Genomic DNA, 25,576 nt, shown 5'->3' with positions numbered 1-25,576 from the left:
CCCCGATTAAAGCGGCATCCCTCGCTTTTTTTGGCAAGGATATAGCGGAAAGCGGGACAAATGTTGATTAATAAACTAAAGTTTGTGCTCCTAAAGAATAGTTGGCTTTGTTTTTGAATAAATAGTATTTTTACAAAAGCCATATGGCACATCAAGAAAAAAAGTAATTTACGATGAAAAAAAATTTAATGGTAATGATGGCGGTTTCACTTTCCGGTTGTGCAGAAATGCAACAGGTTTTGAATCAATTGCCACAGACGCAAGGAATTGGCGGTGTTGATATTGCAGGAGGCTTGAAGGAAGCGCTAAATAATGGGATTTCGAAACAGGTAACAAAATTGACCGCTGTAGATGGTTTTTACAGAAATGAAGCCGTAAAAATTTTATTGCCGGAAGAATTGAGAAAAGTGGATGCTGGTTTAAGAAGAATAGGACTCAGTTCTTTGGCTGACGAAGGGTTGAAAGTGTTGAATCGTGCTGCTGAAGACGCGGTTAAGGAAGCGACTCCAATATTTGTTGACGCCATCAGAAACATGACTTTTATGGATGCCAAATCGATTTTGATGGGAAATGAAAGTTCGGCTACGAATTATTTACAAAACAGTACTTCGACTGCTTTGTACGGAAAATTTAATCCTGTGATTAAAAATTCGTTTACTAAAGTGGGTGCAGATAAAGTTTGGACCAACATTATTACAAAATACAACAGTATTCCTTTAGTAAATAAAGTGAATCCAGATTTGACTGATTACGTAACCAATCAAGCGTTGAATGGCGTTTTTAAGATGGTTGCGGTTGAGGAGAAAAACATCAGAACAAATTTGAGTGCCAGAACTTCTGTTTTATTGCAAAAGGTTTTTGCGATGCAGGACAAAAGATAACTTGAAATTCGGCGGCTAAAATAGCGGCATTAATAACCCCGGATTTTATCAAAAAAGATCTATTGAAATATGTAAACCATTAGAAATGCAGAAAATAACCATACTCATTCATTGTGAAGACCAAAAAGGAATCATTGCCGCAGTGACCAATTTTATATTAAAAATAGAAGGCAATATTGTTTATATTGACCAACATGTTGATGTAGAACAGAATGAGTTTTTTATGCGTTTAGAATGTGAATTGACCAATAAAGAAATAGCATTAGCATCGATACAAAATGATTTTCATCAAACGATTGTCCAAGATTTCAATATGTCATGGGAGATTTACACTAAAAATCAAAAACCAAAAATGGCATTGTTTGTATCTAAATACGACCATTGTTTATTTGATATTTTGGGTCGTTACAGTGCTGGGGAATTGAATGTAGAAATTCCGCTGATTGTTAGCAATCACGAGGATTTAAGACCTATTGCAGAACGTTTTAATATTCCTTTTCACTGTATTCCTTTTACCAAAGAAAACAAAGCAGAAGGGGAACAACAGCAAATTGAATTGCTTAAAAAATACGGAATTGACTTTATTGTACTGGCACGCTACATGCAAATCATCACACCAAATTTGATTGCGTTGTATGAAAATAAAATAATCAACATTCATCATTCCTTTTTACCGGCTTTCCCGGGAGCAAAACCGTATCATTCTGCTTTCAAAAGAGGCGTGAAAATCATTGGTGCCACCAGTCATTATGTTACGCAAGAGCTGGACGAAGGTCCAATTATTGAGCAGGACATTACCCGTGTTTCACATATTAATTCCATTGAGGATTTTATCATGAAAGGACGAGATCTGGAACGTATCGTTTTGGCAAGAGCCATAAAACTGCATTCGGAACGAAAAACAATGGTTTTCAGCAATAAAACAGTTGTGTTTTCTTAAAATCCTCTCCCCAACCCTCTCCAAAGGAGAGGGAGCCAAAACCCCACAGAATTAAAGAATATTCTCTATTATATATAAATGCTCACTTTTGGCGAGCATTTTTTGATTACTTTTTTAACCTGAAACTTCAATTTCTTTAGTTATTCCATCACTATCAAATACTACTTTGGTATAGAATGATTTTGATTTTTTATGCGTTGGATACCAATCTCGATTTTCTTCCACAAGGATAAAAAGCCCCGTATCGGTGCCTAAAACAATGAATTTATTGAGTTTGGGTTGTTTTGAAAATACAGAAAGACCGTATTTATTAAACATTTCATCACTTAGTTGGGAAACATTTTTAGTGACAAAACCTATCTCGCTAACGGAAATAATTGATGAACCATCAAATGGTTTCTCAGAAGCATTATCCAAACTGAAACGGGCGATGAATTCCAAAATATTTCCATTATTGTCATAGAAATAAAAAGACTTGGCATTCCAATTATAAAAATCGGCGATTTTATCAGGCGGAATTACCTCCAAAATTTCTGTCTTCTTTTCTATCCAGGCAAAGGCTTCTAATAATTTATTATTGGGTATGTCAAAAGCAAAATGATATACCGGTTTTAAATTATTGGAAGACCGAAAAGTTAGTTTTGTGGAACCTGCGGCAAATGAAATAGTCGATTTGTTTTTCGAAATAGTTTTTAACCCGATGACGTTGTTATAAAACAATTCCATTTCATCGAGAGTATCTGTCAACAATTCCAATTCGAGAATATTCATTTTATTTAAATTCAAAGTGTTTTTATCTTTCTAACTAATCAACCTCAACTCCTAAACGCTTAGCAGCAAAATCATTATGAATATCAAAGATGGTCCTAATCTCGATCTATACCATAGTATCAGACGGCATCAAAATCCTTAAATAAATACTAAAGAATTAAAGTTAAAGAAACTTAACTTATGTACAACAAAGTAATAACAAAATCTTAACAGCAAAACACCTCCTTATGTGTGATCTTTGCATAGTAATAAACTGGTTATTTATTATTTTGGTTTTGGTTAGTTAAAGAATTGCCTGCATTTATAATGCAGGCATTTTTTTATTTAGCCGTATTTATAAAAGAAAGAACCGCATCGTTAAAAGCATTAGGTTGCTCCACATTTACTACATGTCCACATTTTTCTATTACAAAGAGTTTTGACGATTTATAATGATTTTCGACAACTTTCCTAACTGATGGCAAAAACATATAATCCTCTTCACCCATAACATAAAGCGTAGGAATATTCAATTCGACCTGACGGAACCACTTAAGAACCGGGTTTATTTCGGCAGTTAGTTTAAACCATTTGACAAACTCTTTTTGGTATAATTTCTTGGCCTCATTGATAAAAAGCACACGGGATTGTTTGTGACTTTTTTTAGGCATGATGACAAAAGCAAAAAACTTATATAAAACCAAATAAGGCAATACATATTTAAACATATTTCCCAATCGCATCAATACTTGAGAACGGAAATTCATTTTCAGGATAGCACCCCCAAGAATCATGCTTTGCACGCGTTCCGGATACATTTCAGCCAATTGTCTGATGAGTATGGTACCCAATGAAATACCAACAAAATGTGATTTTTTAATTTTTAGAAAATCTAAGACTTCCAGAATATCATTGGCCAAAGCCGAAAAAGTATATTTCTGTTTGAAAGCCGTTTTTAAAGTGGGTTTTGATTCCCCGTGACCCCGCAAATCTAACAACAATACATTATACTGTTTTTTAAAATCACGTATTTGTTTGAACCAGATAGACGAACTTCCACCAGCACCATGAACAAAAGTAACCCACTGATTGCTGTTTTTATTTTCGTAAATGGTATAATTGATCACTTGTTTTTTTTGCAAAAATATGACTTTAATTTTAAATCCCAATCTTAACAAAAAATAAGGCTAATTTAACAATTGTAAAACGTAAATTTGCAAAAAAATTACACCCATGAAAGGATTATTGAAAGAGAAAAGTGAAATAGAAAAACTTAAAAGAGAATACCAAATGTTCTCAGAACTAAATTTAAACATCGAAAAGGCTACTGTAAAGTCTACCGTGACAACAGAAGAATTAATTTTAGAGGAATGTGAATTATAATTTTTGATGCATTTTTTTAAAATAGTCAAACGCTTTTAGCAGCCTGCTTCCATACCAAGAAAACATTTCGCCATCTACAAACACCGTTTTGGCATGATGCGTGTGTCTTCCTATTTCAAAAGCATCTTCCTCTTTGAAAGGATACGGCTCAGAAGAAAGGAAAACCAAATCAGGATCGCCTTCCAAGCGCATTTTTTTAAGTTCAATTTCCGGATAGCGTCCTTTGGTATCATAAATATTCTGAAAATGGTTCAGCTTTAGTAATTCATTGATGAAATTATCCGAACCAGCGACCATAAAAGGATTTTTCCAAATGAAATACGCGACTTTTTTAACGGGTATATCTTTGATGAAGTATTTAAAATCGCTCAAGGCAAAAGCCAATTTGTCGTTCCATTTCTGGGCTTCGGTCCTGCAATTGAAGAGCTGACCAAAATCGGTAATCATTTGAAAATTGTCTTCAATCGTGATGATATTCGTCACCCAAACCGGACAAATTTTACGCAATTCTTCTACGATTTCTTGTGTATTTTCTTCTTTATTACAAATGATGATATCAGGTTGTAACAATCTGATTTTCTCAAAATGCACTTTTTTGGTACCGCCAACGATTTTCTTCGTTGATTTAAAATGATATGGATGCACACAGAATTTGGTAATTCCAACAATGCTGGCTTCCAAACCTAGATCATACAGTAATTCCGTTTGTGAAGGAACCAGTGAAATAATGCGTTTGGGAGAAGTTTCAAATGAATGGGAAATCCCGAGTTGATCGATTAATTTTTTTTGTTTCAAGTTTAAAGTTTAAAAGTTGACATTATTAAAGCATAAATTGACAGCTTTTTAACCATTAAGAAATTAAGAAAAGTTAAGATTTTAAAGTTTAACCTCGAAGCCCACAAAGTTTTCTACTCAAATCTAAACGCAAGCTTAATGAAACTTAATTTCTTAATGGTTTAAGAAAAAGTCCCTGTTTAAAATTCTTCCACTTTAAACCTTAAACTAATAATTTCTTCCATTTCCTGTTGCATCTTCAACGCTTCTTCTCTTGCTTTTTCAACAAAATCAGTTCCGTTTGAAGCATAAATAATCGCTCTGGAAGAATTAATCAGCAAGCCTACATTGGCATTCATACCGTATTTGCAAACTTCGGCTAAACTTCCGCCTTGTGCGCCCACTCCGGGAACAAGCAAGAAACTGTCAGGAACAATTTTACGGATTTCGGTAAAATATTCCGCTTTGGTAGCACCTACAACATACATCAGGTTTTTACTGTTTTTCCACGTTTTAGAAGTTTCTAATACGTGTTTGTACAATTCTTTTCCATCAACGTTTAAAGTCTGAAAATCGAATGCGCCTTCATTGGAAGTCAAAGCCAACATTATGGTATGTTTATTTTCGAAAGCTAAAAACGGCTCTACCGAATCTTTTCCCATATAAGGAGCAACAGTAACGCTGTCGAAATTTAAATCTTCGAGAAAAGCTTTGGCATACATCGAGGACGTGTTTCCAATATCACCACGTTTTGCATCCGCAATCGTGAAAATATCCGGATAATTTTCATTGATATAATTAATTGTTTTTTGCAAAGACATCCAACCTTTTATTCCGTAGGCTTCATAAAAAGCCGTATTGGGTTTGTAAGCTACTGCTAAATCATGGGTCGCATCAATTATCGCTTTATTAAACTCAAAAATAGGATCTTCCAGTTCTAATAAATGTTGCGGTATTTTATTCAAATCAACATCGAGTCCTACAGCTAGGAATGATTTCTTGATTTTGATTTGGTCAATAAGTTGTTGTGTAGTCATTGTTTAAATTGTGAGCTGCAAATTTATGAAAAAAACCCAAAAGCATTGTCCGTTTTATAACTTAAAAACCAATGAATACACTATGTTTTATTGTTTTTCCCTTTTTAGATCAGTATCGGAATAGATTAACGGGACAAAACTAAAGCATTCTTTTTAAACCTAAAGAAATTGATTTTCAAACCAATAAGATTCAATTATGTAAGAAAAATAAATTTATATAATAAACAAAATCCAAAAGTATGTTATCTTTACAGTAATAATCTAACAATGTAAAAACAAAAAAACATGAAAAACTTTATCTTATCAGCATCTTTACTTGCAACAACAATTTTGTTTGCAAACGCAAAAGAAAAAATTGATCAAAATCCAATTTCAAAACAACAAAAAATTGCAATTAGCAAAACAACTGATAAAACGGTATATTTCTGGGAAGTAAACACCCCAACTGGTTATGCAAGTGGTTATACGCTTTCTGAAGCCAAAGCATTAAAAACTATAAAATTGATGGCTACAAATGATATAGTGATGTATAGAATTGTTGAAGCCTATAAATAGTTTTTAAAACTAAATACAGGCTTCAATAGCTTATTATTATAAAAAGACATTTCCCTTTTAAGGCTCCGAGGAACACAAAAAAGTGAAATTCATTTCACTTTTTTTTATTTAAAAAACTTCGCTGGCTTCTTTCAATTTTTCCATGTTGTTGACTAACGCTAGCTCGTCAACAATTTTCTGGATGTCACCATTCATGATATTTCCTAAATCATATAACGTCAAACCTACACGGTGATCCGTTACACGACCTTGTGCGTAATTGTAGGTACGGATTTTTGCAGAACGGTCACCAGAACTTACCTGAGAAGTACGTTTGGTAGCATCCTCGGCTTGTTTTTTGGCTAATTCCTGTTCGTATAAACGGGAACGCAAAACGCCAAATGCCTTATCTTTATTTTTATGTTGTGATTTTTGATCCTGACATTGCGCTACTAATCCTGTTGGAATGTGCGTCAAACGAACCGCTGATTTGGTTGTATTTACCGATTGTCCACCTGGTCCTGACGAACAGAAAAAATCCACACGTACATCATTCATATCAATCTGCACATCAAATTCTTCTGCTTCCGGCAATACCATAACAGTCGCTGCGGAGGTGTGAACACGTCCTTGCGTTTCTGTTTGCGGTACACGTTGCACACGGTGAACACCCGCTTCAAACTTCAAGGTTCCGTAAACATCTTCACCGGTAACTTCAAAAATCACCTCTTTGAAACCTCCAGAAGTTCCTTCATTCATATCCACAACCGAAGTTCTCCAACCACGGTTCTCACAATATTTCGTATACATACGGAATAAATCCCCTGCAAAAATACTCGCTTCATCCCCACCCGTTCCGGCGCGAATCTCCACCATGACATTTTTGGCATCTTCGGGATCTTTAGGAATCAACATAAATTTGATTTCATCCTCTAATTCCGGTAATCTTTCTTTGGCCTCATCGAGTTGCATTTTGGCCATTTCGGTCATATCTGCATCACTGTTATCGGCTATTATTTCGTTTGCTTCTTCAATATTTGCCATCAAAAGCACGTATTCATCGCGCTTTTCGGCCAAAGCTTTTAAACTTTTGTACTCTTGATTCAATTGCACATAACGCTTCTGATCCGAGATCACATCCGGTTGAATGATTAAATCCGAGATCTCATCGAAACGTTGTTTTACTATTTGAAGTCTATCTAACATTTTCTTATTCCTTTATTTGGAGTGCAAAAATACGAAAAAAGTATTCAGTTTGCAAGGTTCCCAATTGAGATTGTCATTGCGAACAATGACTAACGAATTGTGTGGCAATCAGGAGCTGTTTCCTGCTATTCGCTGTATCTTTTTCTGGCAAAAAAACCAGAAAAAGGATACCGCTTCCATCAGAGCTAGGGCATTTGTAATAAAAAAGAACATTTATGGTTTTCCGTAAAATTCATGCAGCAAAAGGAGTTAGTTTTGAAAAGGTCTAAAAATTGTATCAGGAACCTACTTGATCTCTAATCCAAAAATAAATACAAGATCACCAAATTTCACACAACGATGAGCAAATAAAACAATAGAAAATACTAGATGTGATTGCTTCGTTCCTCGCAATGACTCATTCATAGTCGTTCATAATTCCACTCGCCCTAATTTGCATCGAGGACCAATTTTAATTTAGAGCGCCATCATAGCGTTTACCACGCGTTTTTTTTTTATACTTTTATAAAACCAAAACCTTCTTTATTTTTTAAAATCTAACACAATGAATCCCAAAGTTGATGACTTTATAAACAATGCCAAAAAATGGCAGCCCGAAATAGAGCAATTGCGACTATTGCTGCTCGCGTGCGGGCTAACCGAAGAATTAAAGTGGCGCACGCCATGTTATAGTTTTGAGGGAAACAATGTTGCACTTATAGGCTGTTTTAAAGAATACTGTGCGCTTAGCTTTTTTAAAGGAACTTTACTTCAAGACAGCAATGGAATTCTAAGCAAACCCGGAGAAAACAGTCAGGCAATACGTTTTTTTAAGTTTACCAATCTGGCAGAAATCATAGAACAGAAATCTATAATCAAAGCCTATATTTATGAAGCCATTGAAATTGAAAAAGCAGGCTTGAAAGTGAATTTCAAAAGCAATACCGAACTTGAATTGGTGGCAGAATTACAAAATACCTTAGCCAAAAACCCCAACTTAAAAACTGCTTTTCAAGCCTTAACCCCAGGCCGACAACGTGCTTACAATCTCTATTTTTCGGCTCCTAAACAATCCAAAACCCGCGAGACCCGAATTGAGAAATACACTCCGCGTATTCTTAACGGAAAAGGAATCAACGATTGCACCTGCGGTTTGTCTAAAAAAATGCCAAGCTGTGACGGCTCACACAAATACATTTGAGCAGAAAATAAATAACAATCTAGCCGAATATTTTGCTTTAGGTAGTACTGAGTGTAATGGTTATTTTCTATTTAATAGTCTGATTTTCATTTATTTATAGATTTAAGATTCTCCCACAAGGGCTTTTACAGACCTTGTAGGATTATAAACAACAATAAAAATCAGTGCTGTAACATTCGAAATCTGGTTGTCATGCAAATAAAACAGATCGATAGTCCTGATGGAAGTGGCATCCTTGTAACGCAACGAAACTATATGTGGAAAATTAGACATTGATACCATTTCTACTTCAGAAAATTTTCGTTTGTTATGTTTTAGAATTCACATTAGTTATTGAAAAACTTATAAATGAAACAATCGGCATTATACGCAACATAGGTTGGTAAAATTCGAAATTCTTAGGTTTTTATTCCGCTTTATCACTCAATCAAAAGGTATTTATTATACAAGATTTAAAGTTTTAAACATCGTATTTTATTTTTGTTCGGGACTATTGTCCGAGTAATTTTGTGAATGAAAGTGAGCCTAAACCCCATTTGCCATTTTGCTCTATATAAACCTCTGTAACCACAAAAGGGTTAACCACCTCATTACCGCCAACAACTGCTGTGAGTCGGATTTTATTTAAAAGGATGGCAGTATTGCCTATAAACTGCACCGAAGTTTCCTGTATATCCGCTTGCTTGTATTGAATTGCTCCGCTTTTGATGACATTGAGTTCCTGTTCTTTAGTCATGCTTCCGCCCATATGAATAAAGACCGCTTTTTCATTAAAAAGGGCTTCAAGGGAATCAACATTGCGTTCTGACATCCAGCGCCACTTATCTCTGGAGAGGTTAATAATTTCTTGTTCCCTATTTGCACTATTCATTGCAAGTGTTTTTATACTATTGTATTCTTTATCCGTTACTCTTTCTAACCATATTGTTTTACCTTTCTGGGCGGGAGTAACTCCAATATAAGCAAAACTACTTTCAGGAGTGGCACCATGCCAATGAGTAATACCTGGCAGGCATTTAATTACATCCCCTTTATTAACTACTCGGATGGGGCTGTGTTTTTCTTGGTAATACCCGGTGCCTTCTGTAATAAGCAGAATTTGTCCCCCGGGATGAATATGCCAATCTAATTTTGCACCAGCAGCAAAGGTTGCCACAGCTAAGCTGTAATCAAAGTTCGCATCAGGTGCGTTTAATTCATGGAGCCATACAGTTCCTGTGTGATTGTTAACCGTTGCTATTTCTCCTTTTGGAAACAGAGAAGTATCCTGTGCTCCGGCCTTTGTAAACAAAGTTACAGCTATTAAAATAATGTAAAATAGGTGTTTCATATTTTTTTTTATTGATTGTTTTTGTTCGATTCTTAATTGAGTTAAAACTAAAGTAGGTTATTCCAGCAAAATTTACACAGACAAATAACCACCTTATTGTTGGCGCTAACCAAAGAAAAATATAATCAATTACAAAACCTAATAAAAATAATAACAAAACAGGTCTTCACTCATTTATCGCTCAAATTAGGAACCATTGGGACACAAAGAAATTGCTTGCACAAGTTAAAATCACCAAACCATCCCCGATCCTTCGGATATCCACAATCGCTTCCCTAGTTTTGTAAACTTTACCTACAGCAATAAGCAAAAAAACAATTGAGAAACTGGATGAGATTACGCGTTCCTCTCAATTGTCTGCTAGTGAATGCCCGTTCATAACTCTTACAGATTTCTTTTTAATACCAATTTCTAAATTCCTAATTTGCGCACTCAAAATCAGTAAGAGAAAATGAAGGTCTGTATTGCCGAAAAACCAAGTGTAGCACGCGAAATCGCATCCGTTTTAGGGGCCAATACCAAACACGACGGGTATTACGAAGGTAATGGCTATGCCGTAACCTATACCTTTGGGCATTTATGCACCTTGAAAGAACCGAACGATTACAAACCCCACTGGAAAAGTTGGGATTTGAACAACCTGCCCATGCTTCCCGATAAATTTGAAACCAAAGTGGTGGAGAATTCGGGTATTCAAAAGCAATTCAAAATCATAAAAAGCCTGTTCGATAAAGCCGAGTTGGTCATCAACTGCGGGGATGCCGGGCAAGAAGGAGAACTCATTCAGCGCTGGGTCATGAATGAAGCCCAGTACAAAGGCGAGGTACAACGCTTATGGATTTCATCCCTGACCACCGAAGCCATCAAAGAAGGTTTTGAAAACTTAAAACCATCCGTCAACTACGATAATTTATACTACGCAGGATTTTCCAGAGCCATTGGCGACTGGTTACTCGGTATGAATGCCACCCGTTTGTACACCGTAAAACATGGCGGTTACAAACAAGTATTGTCTATTGGAAGGGTGCAAACCCCAACCTTAGCCATGGTTGTGGACCGATTCAAGGAAATTGAGAATTTCAAACCGCAACCGTATTGGGAGTTGCAAACCATGTACAGAGAAACGCTTTTCAGCTATGAAGAAGGACGCTTTTTAAAAAAAGAAGATGGCGAAATTTTGGCTAATAAAGTCCAAGAAAGTGATTTTGAAATTGTTTCTGTCGAAAAAAAGAATGGCAATGAGTTTGCGCCTAAGCTGTTTGATTTAACAGGCTTGCAAGTATATTGCAATACAAAGTTTGGATTTTCGGCAGATGAAACGCTTAAAATTGTCCAGACTTTGTACGAGCAAAAAGTAGTTACTTACCCGAGAGTCGATACCACGTTTTTACCCAACGACATTTATCCAAAAGTACCCGGCATCCTGCAAAACTTGACTAATTATGCCATGTTGACGCAACCACTTTTAGAAAAAAAGATTAAAAAATCGGCTAAAGTTTTCAACGATAAAAAAGTAACAGATCACCATGCGATTATTCCAACGGGCATACAATCCAATTTGCAATACAATCAGCAACAAGTGTATGATATTATTGTCAAGCGTTTTATTGCGGTGTTTTATGACGATTGTTTGGTAGCCAATACAACAGTGATCGGAAAAGCGGCCGATGTAGCTTTCAAAACCACGGGGAAAGAAATCTTAAAAAAAGGATTTCGTGTAGTTTTTGAAGACCCGAACGCTAAAGAAAAAGAAGCCGATATATTACCGAGTTTTGTTGTGGGAGAAAAAGGGCCGCACGAACCCTCGTTTTTAGAAAAGGAAACCAAGCCACCCAATCAGTTTACCGAGGCAACTTTATTGCGTGCCATGGAAACCGCTGGTAAGCAAGTCGATGATGAAGATTTACGCGAATTGATGAAAGAAAATGGTATTGGGCGTCCGTCAACACGAGCCAATATTATTGAAACGCTGTTTAAACGCCAATACATTGTTCGGAATAAAAAACAGGTATTGCCAACACCAACGGGAATTCAATTGATTGACACTATTCAAAATGAATTGGTAAAGTCGGCGGAACTTACGGGTTCTTGGGAAAAGCAGTTGAAAGATATTGAAAAAGGAACCTTTACCGCCGCTGCGTTTATTAACAATATGAAACGCATGGTAGAATCCTTGGTGTACGAAGTACGAAGTGAAACCAGACGTGCCAATATTTCGCATGCAGGAAATATTCAAAAACAAGACATTATTGTTGAGAAAAAAAAAGCGGCAGGAATTTTGGCGGAAGCCTGTCCTAAATGTAAAAAAGCAACGCTCATCAAAGGAAAATCGGCATATGGCTGTTCCGATTATAAAGCAGGTTGCACTTTTCTATTGCCCTATACTTTTGCGGATAAAAAAATATCGGAGAACCAATATTTGCGATTGCTTCAAAAAGGATCTACCGTAAATTTAAAAGACTTTAAAACCGATGCCGGCACTGTGGAAGGTTTGCTTCGCTTTGATGAAAATTTCAAACTTGTATTAGAGCCTAAGAAAACGGAGGCGAAGGCCATTCCAGACGAATTAGCCTGTCCGAAATGTCAAAAAGGAACAGTTCTTAAAGGAAAAACCGCTTATGGTTGCAGCAACTATAAATCAGGCTGTGATTTCAAAGTCACTTTTGATGTGGTTAGAGCGAAATTAAAAGATCAAAAACCCACTAAAGAACTGGTTTATTCTATTTTGAACGAAAGTCTTTAAATAATTGCTGATTTTTGATTTCAGATTTTTGATTTCAAATGTGATAAACTCCGTAAAATCAAAAATCTTTCTATTCTATTTTTTTTCATACTTTAGCTTATTCAAATTAACACCAAAAATTTACACCAATGTTTCAAAAAACCACTCTTTTACTGCTTTTGTTAGCAATTGTTTCTTGCAAAAATTCTGATTCAAACAAAAACGAAAAAATCAAAGCAACAAGTTGGCTTTTGGGTAATTGGGAAAACAAATCAGCTGATGGCAATCTAACGGAAAATTGGAAAAAAGTAAACGACAGTACTTTTGAAGCACAATCTTATTACATTAAAGAGAAAGATACTTTGCATTTTGAATCTATTATTTTGCAACAAAAAGGAGAAGAACTGACTTATACTGCAACAGTAAAAGGACAAAATAACGATAAACCAGTAGCTTTCAAATTGACAGCTGCAACCGATAAACAAGTAGCATTTGAAAATTTGAAACACGACTATCCTCAAAAAATCAGTTATATCCAAATTACTCCAGACAGTTTAGTCGCTAAAATTTCAGGAATCCAACAAGGAAAACCAAGCTCCGAACAGTTTTCGATGAAAAAAATCAAGTAAAAGTTTAATATTTTATACTCAAATTAAAACCTTGCTCTAGAAAAGCAAGGTTTTTTTATGCCTAAAACTATGGAAATCATCTTATTAAAATATTATTTTTAATTAGTCTAAATAATATTTGTTAAATAAAAATTAAATTTTATTTTTACTTATTCTTATTTGTTCTAAATAAGCTTTAACTCATTTAATTTTTAATCATGAACTATTTAAAACAACGAATCCCTAAATTTATTTTTCTCGTATGCCTAGTACTACTTTCTATAACCACCGCTTTTGCCCAAAACTCCGGTAGCATAAAAGGGGTTATTTTGACTAGTGACAACAAACCCGCCGAAGGAGTTTCAGTTTCTATAAAAGGAGCTAACAAAAATACTATTGCGGATAACAATGGAATTTTTATACTAAAAAACATACCAGAAGGAGTTCATATCCTAAAAGTTACTTTAGTTGGGTATAATGACCTGGAGCAAGAAGTAAAAATTACTACTGGAGAAACTACTGCCGTAGCACTAAAACTTACTTTATCAAACAATGAACTCAATCAAGTGGTGGTTTTGAGTAACAAAAGTGCTTTCAAAACGAATCGTGTTTCATCTACGCTTCGATTACAATCTCCTATTATAGAAATCCCACAAAACATTCAGGTCATAACTGGAAAACTTATTCAAGACCAGCAAATTTTTAATATGCTGGAAGGTGTGACCCGCAATGTGAGTGGCGCTACAAGAGTGGAACATTGGGATAATTATGCCAATATAACTATGAGAGGCAGTCAAGTAGCCGCTTTTAGAAACGGAATGAATGTAAGCTCAAGTTGGGGACCACTTACGGAGGACATGAGTATGGTAGAACGGATCGAATTTGTAAAAGGTCCTGCAGGATTTATGCTCGCAAACGGTAACCCGAGCGGTTTTTATAATGTAGTTACCAAAAAACCAAGCGGACGTACCAAAGGCGAAGCGAGTTTAACGCTGGGAAGTTTTGATATGTATAGAGGAACATTAGATTTTGATGGGAAGTTGACCAAAAACGGAAAACTATTGTACCGCATTAATATAATGGGCGAAAAGAAAAACAGTTACCGTGATTTTGATTTTAATGACCGCTACACATTTGCTCCTGTGCTTAAATATTTGGCAACCGATAAAACAGCAATAACACTGGAATACACGCAACAATTCTCTAAAGTAAATGCCGTTGGGAGTAACTATGCTTTTTCTAAAAAAGGGTACGCTGATTTGCCAAGAAACTTTACCACTTCAGAATCAAATTTAGACCCGACAAAAATGACAGAAAGAAATATTCTTGCCATTTTAGACCAGAAAATAAGTGATAACTGGAAATTAACGGCTCAAACATCCTATCTTAATTACCAACAGGAAGGAATGTCATTATGGCCTGCCGGCTTTGACCCAAACAATGATGCAATTCTTAAACGTGCTGGTGGAAATTGGGATATTTTAGGAAAAATATATGTTGGACAAGCTTTTGTAAATGGTGAAGCTAAAACAGGATCCGTAACACACAAAATACTATCGGGATTGGATTTAAGTGATAAAACATTTTTTCACGACTGGTCACAATCCTTTACAATGCCCGATTTAGACATTTACAATCCGGTACACGGAACACTAGCCGCCTCTCCTACTTTTGACAGAAGTAAAAGTCTGGAAGATAGAGGTGTGAAATACCAAAACAGTTACAAAGCGCTATATGTGCAGGACGAATTGGGTTTCTTTGACAATAAACTTCGATTAACATTGGCAGGAAGATACACTGTACTTAAAGCGTATAATGTTTACTCTGGGGGGACCAAAAACGAAAAATTTACACCAAGAGTAGGTTTGAGTTATTCTATTGATAAAAACACGGCCGCTTATTTTGTGAACGATCAATCTTTTAATGAAAATTATGGCGCGGACTGGCAAGGAAAATCCTTCAAGCCTGAAACTGGAGGAAATATAGAATTCGGTTTAAAAAGAGACTGGTTAAACGGAAAATGGAATTCAGTTGTTTCCGTTTACCAAATAACCAAAAACAATGTGCTAACATTAGATCCTGAGCATTCCAATTCTACCAACCAATTCAGTAGAGAAAGTGGACAACAAAAAACAAAAGGTTTTGAAGTAGATATTCGAGGTGAAATTTTCAAAAACTTAGATCTTATTGTAAACTACGCCTTTACAGAAGGAAAAACAACCAAAGACACTGATCAATCTCTAGTGGGAACTCAAGTAGCGGGAACTACACGACACATACAAAATGCTTGGCTGAACTATAAAATAGATAGAGGAACACTCAATGGTGTTGGCTTTTCATTAGGATACCAATACCAAGAAAAGAGAGCTCCTTGGTTTATTTCACCTGATAATACAGGAATGCTTCCAGACTATTTCCGATTGGACGGAGGTGTTACTTACCAAAAAAACAAAATATCAGTCAACCTTGTTGTCAATAATATCTTGAATAAATACTTGTATTCTGGAGGATATTATAGCTATAATACCATGTATTACTGGCAAACAGAAGCCGGAACCAACATGCGCTTATCTGTTGGGTATAAATTTTAGAGTTAGTTAGTTTTGTTTCACTAAACTCCTCATTTAGCTGAGGAGTTTTATTCTTTTTAAATGAAAAATAATAATTTCAAAAAACTTATAGGAAAAGTACACCTATGGTTGGGTTTATCATCAGGCATAATAGTTTTTATAATTGCCATAACGGGTTGTTTGTATGCTTTTCAGGAAGAAATACAAAACAGCACTGAAGAATATCGTTTTGTAAAAGAACAGGAAGATGCTTTTTTACCTCCTTCGAAATTAGCAGCAATTGCTAAAAAAGAGCTTCCAAATAAACTACTCCATGCTGTAAAATACAACGAAAAAAATAATGCCGTAGAAGCTGAATTTTATCATTATGAACCCACGTATTACTATACGATCTTTATAAATCCTTATACAGGAAAAGTTTTGAAAACGATAAACAATGAGGAAGGGCTCTTTCCTTTTATACTAGACGGACATTTCAACTTATGGCTTCCCCATGAAATTGGTCAAGTCGTAGTTTCCATAGCCACTTTAATTTTTCTTGTATTATTAGTCTCGGGATTGATTCTTTGGTATCCCAAAAATAAAAATGCGGCAAAACAGCGCTTTTGGTTCAAATGGAAAAATGGCACGAAGTGGAAAAGAAAAAATTACGATTTACATAATATTACCGGTTTTTATGTGCTTATAATTGGAATTATTTTTGCCGTTACGGGTTTGGTATGGGGGTTTCAATGGTTTGCGTATTCCTATTATAAAGTGTCCGGTGGTGAAAAATCACTGCTATATGAAGAACCGCTTTCGAAAATAAACACAACAACTAATGCAATCGCAAACCCATTGGATAAAATCTGGCATAAAATGCAAAAAGAATATCCTCAAGCGGAATCCATAGAAATACATCCGCCAGAAACAGTTGCTTCACCAATAGCCGCCAATGCTAATTTAGACAAAGGAACCTATTGGGAAATTGACTACCGGTATTTTGATCAATACAGTTTAAAAGAAATCAATGTTTCTCATATATGGGGCAGAAAAAAAGATGCTGATATTGCTGATAACCTCATGAAAATGAATTACGATATTCACACGGGGGCCATATTAGGATTACCGGGGAAAATATTCGCCTTCCTGACCAGTTTACTTATTGCAAGTCTCCCTTTATCAGGATTCTATATTTGGTGGGGACGAAATAGAAAATCGACCTCAAAATTTTAACATATTTACCTTAAAGAAAACCTTGCTCTAAATAAGCAAGGTTTTTTTATGGAGTTAAAATACTGTATTTCAACTCCATAAAAAATAATTTTAAATTACTATTCATATTTAATCTAAATAAGTTTTGTTAAATCAAAATTGGATTCTATATTTGCATCGTTATTTTTAATTATTCCAAATAAACAATCATGAAATATATTTTACCGCTTTCGTTAACCTTTTTATATAGTCTGGCTGGCTTTGCACAAACAGCAGCAAATGATACAGAAAACACAAACGCTATTGAAGCTTTCGACACTGTTTCTGACACCATAAAAAATAAAAAAGGAGGGACTCTTAAAGAAGTAATCATTACTTCTAATCATCAAAAAGCACCCGTATCTGCCTTACGTTCTGGTTTGAAACCGATGGACACTCCGCAAAGCATACAAGTGATTGGAAGCGAGACTATTGGACAACAACAAGCAATCAGACTAAGCGATGTCATAAAAAATGTAAATGGTGTTTACGTTAGTTCAGCACGTGGTGGAGCTCAAGAATCTTTCTTCTCAAGAGGATACGACATGTCTGCCAATAATATGTTTAAAAATGGATTTCGTTTTAGCAGTGGTTCTATCCCAGAAGTTTCTTCTTTAGAAAAAGTAGAAGTATTAAAAGGTAGTGCCGCTTTATTATTCGGAAATGTAGCGCCTGGCGGAATATTGAATATGGTGACAAAATCACCCTCTTTCACAAAAGGAGGAGAAGTATCCATGCAAATGGGAAGTTATTCTTTTTACAAACCATCAATTGACATTTACGGTCCATTGAATGATATTATCGCTTACCGATTTACAGGTTCTTATGAAAACTCGGAAAGCTTCAGAGATAACGTAACAAAAGAGCGTTACTATATTAATCCCTCTTTTCTTTTCAAAGTAAGCAAAAAAACAGAAATTACATTACAAGGAGATTACTTGCACGATGACTGGACTCCTGATTTTGGAACTGGAATCATTGGAAAAGAAATTGTAGACCTTCCCCGAAGCACCTATTTAGGCGCAACTTGGTCAAATGGTCAAACAAAACAAGCTACTGTTTCTGCATCAGTAAAACATGATTTGAACACCAATTGGAAACTAAATTTCAATACTTCTTTTCAAGATTACAACAGAACTTCAAAAGGAACGGAACGTATTCAGCCTGCAGCAAACGGCGACTGGAGTAGACCATTAGGACAAAATAAAAACCTAGAGCAAATAATCGGTGAGCAACTTAGTTTACAAGGGAATTTTTCAACAGGAAAAGTAAAACACCAATTATTCACAGGTGTTGATATGGAAAACTCATTTACACAAGCTTATACTTTTGCATTTGGCACGCCAACTTATGGTAGCGGTAACATTTTTGATTTTGACAATTTTAATCAAGGAGGAGCTATCCCAAATGCTAATGCTACCAAAATAGTAAAAACGGACACGAATCGTTTTGGAATCTATGCACAAGATTTAATTTCGATTACCGAAAAATTTAAAGTTTTGGCAGGAATTCGTTGGTCTTGGCAAGAAGCAAAAGTCGGCACATACGACTTACTTAAAAATACAGTTACAGAAGCTCCAAAACGTAAAGATGAAGCTTTTACTCCAAAACTAGGACTTGTATTCCAACCAACCAAAGACATGTCGTTGTTTGCCAGCTACTCAAACTCATTTACACCAAATACTGGAACAACAGTTGACTTAAAAGCAATTGAACCTTCTATTATTGACCAATACGAAGCGGGTGTTAAAAAAGATTTTTGGAGAGGAGTTTTGAGTTCAAATGTTACGGTATACCAAATTACAAATAGTAATTTAGCGCAAACAGCGGAATTTAAAGCCGATGGTTCAAGTAATACAGATAGTTCAATAAAGGTTTTAAGTGGTGAAACAACCAGCAAAGGGATAGAATTAGACATCACTGCAAAACCTACTGAAGGGTTAAACATTATAGCCGGTTACAGTTATAATGATATGCGTTATACCAAAACTTCAGGATTAAAAGGAAGCTTCATTGAAGGGGATCGTGTAGCAAGAACACCATCTAATACAGCTAATTTAAGCTTTTTCTATACTTTGCCAACCGGAGCATTAAAAGGAGTATCTTTTGGAGCAATAGGAAACTACATAGGTAAAAGAGTTGGTGGTTGGAACAGCCAATATGATAGTACCAAACCTGGTGGAATTTGGGACAGAGAAATTCCTTTAGAAGGGTACACAACAATTGATGTTTCTGCAGGTTACAATTGGAAACAATTTTCAATCTTATGTAGATTATCAAATATTACAAATGAGTTAAATTATACCGTTCATGAAAATTACAGTGTAAATCCAATCGCTCCGCGTATGGTTATGACATCATTAAAATACAAGTTCTAAAACAAGCAAAACAAACAGATTCAAAAACTTTTTTCTAACTGAATCAGTTATCGAAAAACAGAAAAAAGTTTTTGATTTTTTATACCAGAATAGATTATTTTTGCAAACGCAAAATCCGCATATACAATGAAAAAGAAAACTTTCCGTAACTTACACAGAGATTTAGGTTACTTCTATATTGGACTCATCGTTTCCTTTGCTTTATCAGGACTTATGATGAATCACAGAGAATATTGGCATCCTGAGAAATATACTACTGAAACAAAATCCATAACAGTAAAGCTTCCGGCAGAAAGTGAAATCAATGAAAAATTTGCGGAAGATATAGGAAAACAATTGGGTATTGATGACAAGTTCAGACGTCATAATGTAAAAAAAGAAGTCTTTAAAATTTCTTTTGAAAAACATGATGTTGAGATTGATATGAAAACCGGAAAAGGAGAAATTGTATCTTTTGTAAAAACACCAATCATCAGTCAAACGATGAAATTGCATAAAAGCACTTCTAATTTTTGGATTTATTATTCTGATGTTTTTGCACTGAGTTTAATTATTATTGCTCTTACAGGAACTATTATGGTAAAAGCAGGAAAGTTCAGTTTCAAAGAACGCGGTTGGAAACTCGCTTTGGCAGGAATTTTATTTCCGTTGATCTTCTTGTTTTTATTGGGTTAAAATCAAAATACTTATTATAAAAAAATCCGTGATAACACGGATTTTTTAGTTTAAACTATTTGCAAAACAATAAATTTAATTTATTTGAATTCCATTTTTTTCAAGTAATTCAAAAAGAGCGATACTTTGATTTGGCTCATATTTCTCTACACCACTTTGATACCATTTTGCTATCAAATTTATTTGATGTGAAGCATAACCATCCGTATCGATACTTAAGCCCAATAAACCTGCAAGAAGAAAATCTTCCAAAACTTCATTAGTAACAATACATTGTGGGATTCCATCACTAATGCATCCGTTCATCCTCTCATAATCTGATCTTCCAGAATCAAATCCAGCAATAAAAGCTTCATTCCTTTTTGCATAATTAAATTCCAGAAATGGATCCAAACCTATTGAATACCCTTCAAGATAATACTCTCTATACGCTGGACTAAATATTTTTTTCATTTCTTTATTGATGTAATATTTGACAAATATTTAACAAACATATTAACAATACATCAGTAAATGCATAAAAATCGTTTAAAGGAAGAAATACTCTTTAAATCGCAATACCAATGACGTTTATCGATAAAATACCGTCTAGAATTTCAAGTATTCCACTCTTAGCCAAAAACAAAATATGTATTTAATTTTTCAAAAAAATCCCATTCGCCGCGACGAATGGGATTTTGAATGTTATAAATAAACTAAATTTTATTTCAATCCGGCCAAACTATGCTCGATGGTTTCAATTTTAGACAGCGCATCTGCTTCTTTTTGTCTCTCGTTTGCCAAAACTTTCTCCGGCGCACCAGCCACAAATTTCTCGTTTGCCAGCTTGTTTTGAACTGATTTCAAAAAACCTTGTGTATACATCAGCTCGGCAGCAAGTTTTGCAATTTCTTCTTCTACATTTATATTTCCAGTAATAGGAATGAAATATTCATTCGATTTTACACGGAAAGATAATGCTCCGTCTACTTTATCTGAAACATATTCCAAGGAAGTTATGTTTCCTAATTTAATCACTACTGAATCAAAATACGTTGAGGCTTTGTCATTGTTTACCGCTTTCAATTCGATTGTATCTTTAAACGGAATATTCTTGTCTTTACGAATCGTTCTAATTCCAGAAATCACTTCAATAGTATTTTCAAAATCAGTAATTAAACCCGCATTAAATGGTTTCAATTCTGGCCAAGTCGAAACAATTAAAGCTTGTTCCGGAGTTCTTTCGGCAAGAATTTGCCAAATTTCTTCTGTCAAGAACGGCATAAACGGATGCAATAATTTTAAATTATTTTCAAGCATTTCTATCGCTTTCGCAAAAGTCACGCTGTCAATTGGCTGTTGGTACGCCGGTTTTATCATTTCCAGGAACCAAGAACAGAAATCATCCCAAACCAGTTTGTAAATTGCCATTAAAGCATCAGAAATTCTGTATTTTTCGAAATTGTCTTCAATTTCTAAAAGCGTTTGTTGCAATTTGGCCTCGTACCATTCAATCGCCACTTTAGATGATTCCGGCTGCGGAATGGAGTCCGAAACTTCCCAGCCTTTTATCAGTTTGAAGGCATTCCAAATTTTGTTCGTAAACGCTTTTCCTTGGTTACACAATTCTTCATCAAACATGATGTCATTTCCTGCAGAAGCGCTCAAAAGCAATCCCACACGAACTCCATCGGCACCAAATTTCTCAATCAAGTCTAAAGGATCAGGTGAATTCCCTAATGATTTAGACATTTTACGTCTTTGTTTGTCACGAACTAAACCAGTCAAGTACACATTGGTAAATGGTTTTTTACCCGTATATTCATATCCTGCAATAATCATTCTCGCTACCCAGAAAAACAAAATATCCGGACCGGTTACTAAATCATTCGTTGGATAATAATATTTAAAATCTTCACTTTCTGGATCCATAATTCCTCCAAAAACCGACATTGGCCATAGCCAAGAAGAAAACCAAGTATCTAATGCATCAACATCTTGACGAAGATTTTCTTTTGCAAATTGCAAATTGCCAGTTGCTTTTTGCGCTAAAACTAAAGCTTCTTCGATAGATTCAGCAACTACAAAATCTTCCTTCCCGTCTCCATAGAAATAAGCCGGAATTTGTTGTCCCCACCACAATTGACGGGAAATATTCCAGTCACGAATGTTATTTAACCAATGCGCATACGTATTATTAAAACGTGCTGGATGCAATTTAATATCGCCATCCACCAAAACAGATTGTATGGCTGGTTTCACCAAATCTTCCATTTTCAAGAACCATTGATCAGACAAACGAGGTTCGATAACGGCCTTGGTTCTTTCTGAAGTCCCCACTTTATTCAAGTGTGTTTCTGTTTTTGCCAAAGCTCCGATAGTTTCTAATTCTTTGGCAATTGCTTCACGAACTACAAAACGATCCTTTCCTTGATAATGCAATCCAAAACTATTCAAAGTCGCATCTTCGTTGAAAATATCAATAATTTCAAGATTATGTTTCTCCCCTAGTGCTTTGTCATTCATATCGTGCGCCGGAGTCACTTTCAAACATCCAGTACCAAATTCTATATCAACATATTCATCTTCAATAATTGGAATTACTCTTCCGCAAATTGGCACAATCGCTTTTTTACCTTTCAAATGAACAAAACGTTCGTCATTTGGATTAATACAAATTGCGGTATCTCCAAAAATAGTTTCCGGACGTGTGGTCGCAATCGTCAGGAAGTCTTCACTTCCTTCGATTTTATATTTTAAGAAATATAATTTCCCTTGTTGTTCTTCGTAAATTACTTCTTCGTCTGACAAAGTCGTTTTCGCTTCAGGATCCCAGTTTACCATTCGGTATCCTCTGTAAATCAACCCTTTGTTGTATAAATCTACAAAAGAACGAATTACTGAAGCTGACATATCAGGATCCATTGTAAACTTGGTTCTTTCCCAGTCACAGGAAGCGCCTAATTTTTTCAATTGGTCCAAAATTACACCTCCATATTTATCAGTCCATTCCCAAGCGTGAGCCAAAAATTCTTCGCGTGTTAAATCATTTTTATTGATTCCTTCCGCTTTTAATTTGGCTACTACTTTGGCTTCAGTAGCTATCGAAGCGTGATCCGTTCCAGGAACCCAGCAAGCATTGAAACCTTTGAGACGGGCTCTCCTAATTAATACATCCTGAATCGTATTATTCAACATGTGTCCCATGTGCAAAACTCCGGTAACATTCGGCGGTGGAATTACAATAGTATATGGTGTTCTATGGTCTGGTTCTGAGTGAAAATAATTATTCTTCATCCAGTAGTCATACCACTTATTCTCAATAGTTTTAGCGTCAAATTGTGCAGGAATTGTCATTTTATTGTGGATCGTTTAATCGTTAAATTCAATTATTTGTTGGTTCCGTTAAACGAGTAACCAAATCAACAAATAACCTTTTAGACTTTGGTCTGATATTTGTAATTCTAATTGGAGACAAAAGTAAATAATTAAGTACACTATAAAAAGAGAAATAAAAATTTGTACCTTAATTAATAAGGAAGTAAATTTACTAAATGATTTTAAATTCAAGAAAATGAAAAAAATAATAGCTTTATTCACATTCGCGTTAATCAGTAGTATCGGTTTTGCCCAAAATGGGCCTAAAATTGAGTTCGCTGCCAAAGACAACACGATTGATTATGGAAAGGTTACCAAGAATGAAAATGGCTCTCGTGATTTTATCTTTACAAATACAGGTAATGCCCCATTAATTATTACTAATGTACTATCTACTTGTGGATGCACGGTGCCTACAAAACCAGACGAGCCAATCATGCCAGGAAAAACAGGAAAAATAACTGTTAAATACAACATGGCTCCCGGTCCTATCAGAAAAACATTAACTGTTGAATCAAATGCAGTGAACTATGAAGCTGGAAGAGTTGCTCTGAAAATTAAAGGAGAAGTTATTTCCAATTAACTGCAGAATCAATCAGAATCAAAAATAAATTAAAAACGCTTTTGAAAACTATTTCCAAAAGCGTTTTTTGTCTATAAGATATTATACAATTGAAACCTGAATTTTAAGATTTGGCTTTTACGTTCCACTTCTAAAGTAATCCATTTTTCTTCTTCGGATTTAAAAAGAGTATTGATTTCTTGCAATGTGAGTTTATGAATTGGATTATTATTTATCAAAATGATTACATCTCCTTTTTGTAATCCTGCGTTAGCGGCTGGTGAATTTTGTCTAACATTGGCAATCTGGTAAATAGGCTTTAATTGAAATTTGTATTTAAAGTCATTTGTAAATACTTTAACTCCGCCAGATTCATTGTATTTTGTAGACAACGGAACCGTTTCCATTCGTACGGTTTCCTGAACCCATTGTAATCCATTCTGTTGTATCTCAACCCCACTTTTATTATAGCTAAAAGGAGCACTGTAATCACTATTCTTTTTTAGATACATTTGTTGTTTTTGGTAATCGAATATAACCGTAAATCGCTTCATGATTTCACCTCCTACTGATCCCATTCGATCTGGCACCATGGTGACATTTCTAATTGAAATCGAGTCTGGAAAGGCCACTACGGGATTATTAAATTCAAAATCTGCCATCTGGAGTTTTTGAATTCTACCTCTTTTACCTTCTATGTCGCCACTAAAACCACGACCTAAAAAATCATCAAAATTTTTCAATGGAACTTTAATCAATTCGGAACGGCCTTGAAACAACCAAATTGCATCACTATTACCTACGTCTATCAATAATTTAACAGGGACATTGCGATTATCCTGATACACCGTACTTTTTAAATAAGGTTTCGATTTTTCGATAGTAATAGGAATAGTGCTAAACTTTTTTTCAATTTTAGTTCGGTTTTTGTCAGTGTCTTTATAAACTATAACTCTCTTTTTCCTGTAATTAATTTCCACTAAATTATTTCGAAAAAACTGATACCCAATAATTCCGTTAACTGGAATTCCTATATGAGACGATAAATTAAAATCGGGATCCAAAACAATATAAAGCATGTGATTCCTATTCTTTAAACTGCTAAATTCCAAAATATTATTTGTAGATTTTAATCCTTCAACAGCCGCTTGACTTCCTAACCCTTTTAATAATATTTTTTCTGCATTAAAAAAACGAACTTCTTTTTTATCTTCCAAACTAAACAATATGGTTTCGGCAACACCGGTATCCAACAAAAAATTCAATTCTATACCGTTCACTTTAATAGGTACAAAAACCAAATTATTGATCAATTTAAAAGGTACGCTAACTTTATTAACATCTTTCTCAAACTGAAATCCTTGTTGTGCAAAAACAGGGCAAGCAAACAAGTAAATGAGAAATAAAAACAGTGTTTTTTTCATTGTTATTCTTTTACATAAAAATACTAAATAAA

Annotated in this window: 22 protein-coding genes; 12 read left to right on the top strand and 10 right to left on the bottom strand. The window is 35.0% G+C overall.

Features of this window, described 5'->3' with window-relative positions:
* Positions 1–173: 173 nt before the first annotated feature.
* Both E0I61_RS08215 and purU read left to right on the top strand, forming a co-directional pair.
* Entirely contained in the window at positions 174–881 is a 708-nt protein-coding gene (locus tag E0I61_RS08215) for a DUF4197 domain-containing protein (RefSeq protein ID WP_132070590.1), read from the top strand.
* An 85-nt stretch (positions 882–966) separates the two neighbouring features.
* Positions 967–1,821, top strand: a complete 855-nt coding sequence (gene purU / locus E0I61_RS08210; RefSeq protein WP_132070588.1) for a formyltetrahydrofolate deformylase — start codon at positions 967–969, stop codon at positions 1,819–1,821.
* 114 nt (positions 1,822–1,935) lie between these two features.
* Here the strand turns inward: purU and E0I61_RS08205 are convergent, their stop codons facing one another.
* Both E0I61_RS08205 and E0I61_RS08200 read right to left on the bottom strand, forming a co-directional pair.
* Positions 1,936–2,592, bottom strand: coding sequence for a VOC family protein (locus E0I61_RS08205; RefSeq protein WP_132070586.1), 657 nt, complete (start codon positions 2,590–2,592; stop codon positions 1,936–1,938).
* A 320-nt stretch (positions 2,593–2,912) separates the two neighbouring features.
* Positions 2,913–3,698 carry an alpha/beta fold hydrolase gene (locus E0I61_RS08200; protein WP_132070624.1) on the bottom strand — a complete coding sequence of 262 codons (786 nt, stop codon included), beginning with the start codon at positions 3,696–3,698 and terminating at the stop codon, positions 2,913–2,915.
* A gap of 106 nt (positions 3,699–3,804) precedes the next feature.
* On the opposite strand from E0I61_RS08200, the gene E0I61_RS16285 reads away from it, so the two are divergent.
* Entirely contained in the window at positions 3,805–3,954 is a 150-nt protein-coding gene (locus E0I61_RS16285; protein WP_165930199.1) for a hypothetical protein, read from the top strand.
* Here E0I61_RS16285 and E0I61_RS08195 read toward each other — a convergent pair.
* The gene (locus tag E0I61_RS08195) at positions 3,949–4,749 is read right to left on the bottom strand and encodes an ABC transporter substrate-binding protein (RefSeq protein WP_132070584.1); all 801 of its coding nucleotides are present in this window, start codon (positions 4,747–4,749) and stop codon (positions 3,949–3,951) included. The genes E0I61_RS16285 and E0I61_RS08195 overlap by 6 nt on opposite strands.
* Positions 4,750–4,928: 179 nt before the next feature.
* Positions 4,929–5,765: an orotidine-5'-phosphate decarboxylase gene (gene pyrF, locus E0I61_RS08190; protein ID WP_132070582.1), complete on the bottom strand. Its 837-nt coding sequence runs from the start codon at positions 5,763–5,765 to the stop codon at positions 4,929–4,931.
* Positions 5,766–6,050: 285 nt separating this feature from the next.
* Here pyrF and E0I61_RS08185 point away from each other — a divergent pair, with 285 nt between their 5' ends.
* A complete protein-coding gene (locus E0I61_RS08185) occupies positions 6,051–6,320 on the top strand; it encodes a hypothetical protein (protein ID WP_131992465.1) in 270 nt (89 codons plus the stop codon).
* 108 nt (positions 6,321–6,428) lie between these two features.
* On the opposite strand, the gene prfA is transcribed toward E0I61_RS08185, so the two are convergent.
* Positions 6,429–7,505, bottom strand: coding sequence for a peptide chain release factor 1 (prfA, locus tag E0I61_RS08180; RefSeq protein ID WP_132070580.1), 1,077 nt, complete (start codon positions 7,503–7,505; stop codon positions 6,429–6,431).
* A 544-nt stretch (positions 7,506–8,049) separates the two neighbouring features.
* On the opposite strand from prfA, the gene E0I61_RS08175 reads away from it, so the two are divergent.
* On the top strand, positions 8,050–8,685 hold the full coding sequence (locus E0I61_RS08175; RefSeq protein WP_131992459.1) for a DUF1801 domain-containing protein: 636 nt from the start codon (positions 8,050–8,052) through the stop codon (positions 8,683–8,685).
* Between the two features lie 102 nt (positions 8,686–8,787).
* Here E0I61_RS08175 and E0I61_RS16280 read toward each other — a convergent pair whose 3' ends face one another.
* Both E0I61_RS16280 and E0I61_RS08170 read right to left on the bottom strand, forming a co-directional pair.
* Positions 8,788–8,958, bottom strand: coding sequence for a hypothetical protein (locus E0I61_RS16280; RefSeq protein WP_165930198.1), 171 nt, complete (start codon positions 8,956–8,958; stop codon positions 8,788–8,790).
* A 217-nt stretch (positions 8,959–9,175) separates the two neighbouring features.
* A complete protein-coding gene (locus E0I61_RS08170) occupies positions 9,176–10,015 on the bottom strand; it encodes a DUF4440 domain-containing protein (RefSeq protein WP_132070578.1) in 840 nt (279 codons plus the stop codon).
* A 451-nt stretch (positions 10,016–10,466) separates the two neighbouring features.
* Here E0I61_RS08170 and E0I61_RS08165 point away from each other — a divergent pair, with 451 nt between their 5' ends.
* The 6 genes from E0I61_RS08165 (at position 10,467) to E0I61_RS08140 (ending at position 20,201) form a co-directional block, all read left to right on the top strand.
* The gene (locus tag E0I61_RS08165) at positions 10,467–12,758 is read left to right on the top strand and encodes a DNA topoisomerase 3 (protein ID WP_132070576.1); all 2,292 of its coding nucleotides are present in this window, start codon (positions 10,467–10,469) and stop codon (positions 12,756–12,758) included.
* Between the two features lie 128 nt (positions 12,759–12,886).
* On the top strand, positions 12,887–13,366 hold the full coding sequence (locus E0I61_RS08160) for a DUF6265 family protein (RefSeq protein ID WP_131992450.1): 480 nt from the start codon (positions 12,887–12,889) through the stop codon (positions 13,364–13,366).
* Between the two features lie 197 nt (positions 13,367–13,563).
* Complete coding sequence (locus tag E0I61_RS08155; protein WP_132070574.1) at positions 13,564–15,936, top strand: TonB-dependent receptor; 2,373 nt, start codon at positions 13,564–13,566, stop codon at positions 15,934–15,936.
* Between the two features lie 60 nt (positions 15,937–15,996).
* Positions 15,997–17,130 (top strand): PepSY-associated TM helix domain-containing protein, encoded by a 1,134-nt coding sequence (locus tag E0I61_RS08150; protein ID WP_131992444.1) that lies wholly within the window; start codon positions 15,997–15,999, stop codon positions 17,128–17,130.
* Positions 17,131–17,318: 188 nt separating this feature from the next.
* Positions 17,319–19,526: a TonB-dependent siderophore receptor gene (locus E0I61_RS08145; RefSeq protein WP_132070572.1), complete on the top strand. Its 2,208-nt coding sequence runs from the start codon at positions 17,319–17,321 to the stop codon at positions 19,524–19,526.
* 126 nt (positions 19,527–19,652) lie between these two features.
* Positions 19,653–20,201, top strand: a complete 549-nt coding sequence (locus E0I61_RS08140; RefSeq protein WP_132070570.1) for a PepSY-associated TM helix domain-containing protein — start codon at positions 19,653–19,655, stop codon at positions 20,199–20,201.
* A gap of 75 nt (positions 20,202–20,276) precedes the next feature.
* Here the strand turns inward: E0I61_RS08140 and E0I61_RS08135 are convergent, their stop codons facing one another.
* Together E0I61_RS08135 and E0I61_RS08130 are read right to left on the bottom strand one after the other, a co-directional pair.
* Positions 20,277–20,654 (bottom strand): hypothetical protein, encoded by a 378-nt coding sequence (locus tag E0I61_RS08135; RefSeq protein WP_131992435.1) that lies wholly within the window; start codon positions 20,652–20,654, stop codon positions 20,277–20,279.
* A 249-nt stretch (positions 20,655–20,903) separates the two neighbouring features.
* The gene (locus tag E0I61_RS08130) at positions 20,904–23,537 is read right to left on the bottom strand and encodes a valine--tRNA ligase (RefSeq protein WP_132070568.1); all 2,634 of its coding nucleotides are present in this window, start codon (positions 23,535–23,537) and stop codon (positions 20,904–20,906) included.
* 217 nt (positions 23,538–23,754) lie between these two features.
* On the opposite strand from E0I61_RS08130, the gene E0I61_RS08125 reads away from it, so the two are divergent.
* Positions 23,755–24,141: a DUF1573 domain-containing protein gene (locus E0I61_RS08125; protein ID WP_131917043.1), complete on the top strand. Its 387-nt coding sequence runs from the start codon at positions 23,755–23,757 to the stop codon at positions 24,139–24,141.
* A 71-nt stretch (positions 24,142–24,212) separates the two neighbouring features.
* Here the strand turns inward: E0I61_RS08125 and E0I61_RS08120 are convergent, their stop codons facing one another.
* Positions 24,213–25,544, bottom strand: coding sequence for a retropepsin-like aspartic protease (locus tag E0I61_RS08120; RefSeq protein WP_132070566.1), 1,332 nt, complete (start codon positions 25,542–25,544; stop codon positions 24,213–24,215).
* Positions 25,545–25,576: the final 32 nt, after the last annotated feature.

Origin of the sequence: Flavobacterium ranwuense, assembly GCF_004349315.1 — a bacterium.
In the GTDB taxonomy this organism is placed as follows: Bacteria; Bacteroidota; Bacteroidia; order Flavobacteriales; family Flavobacteriaceae; genus Flavobacterium; species Flavobacterium ranwuense.
The sequence above is the reverse complement of the archived record's forward strand: the minus strand, read 5'-3'. Positions and strand labels throughout refer to the sequence as shown.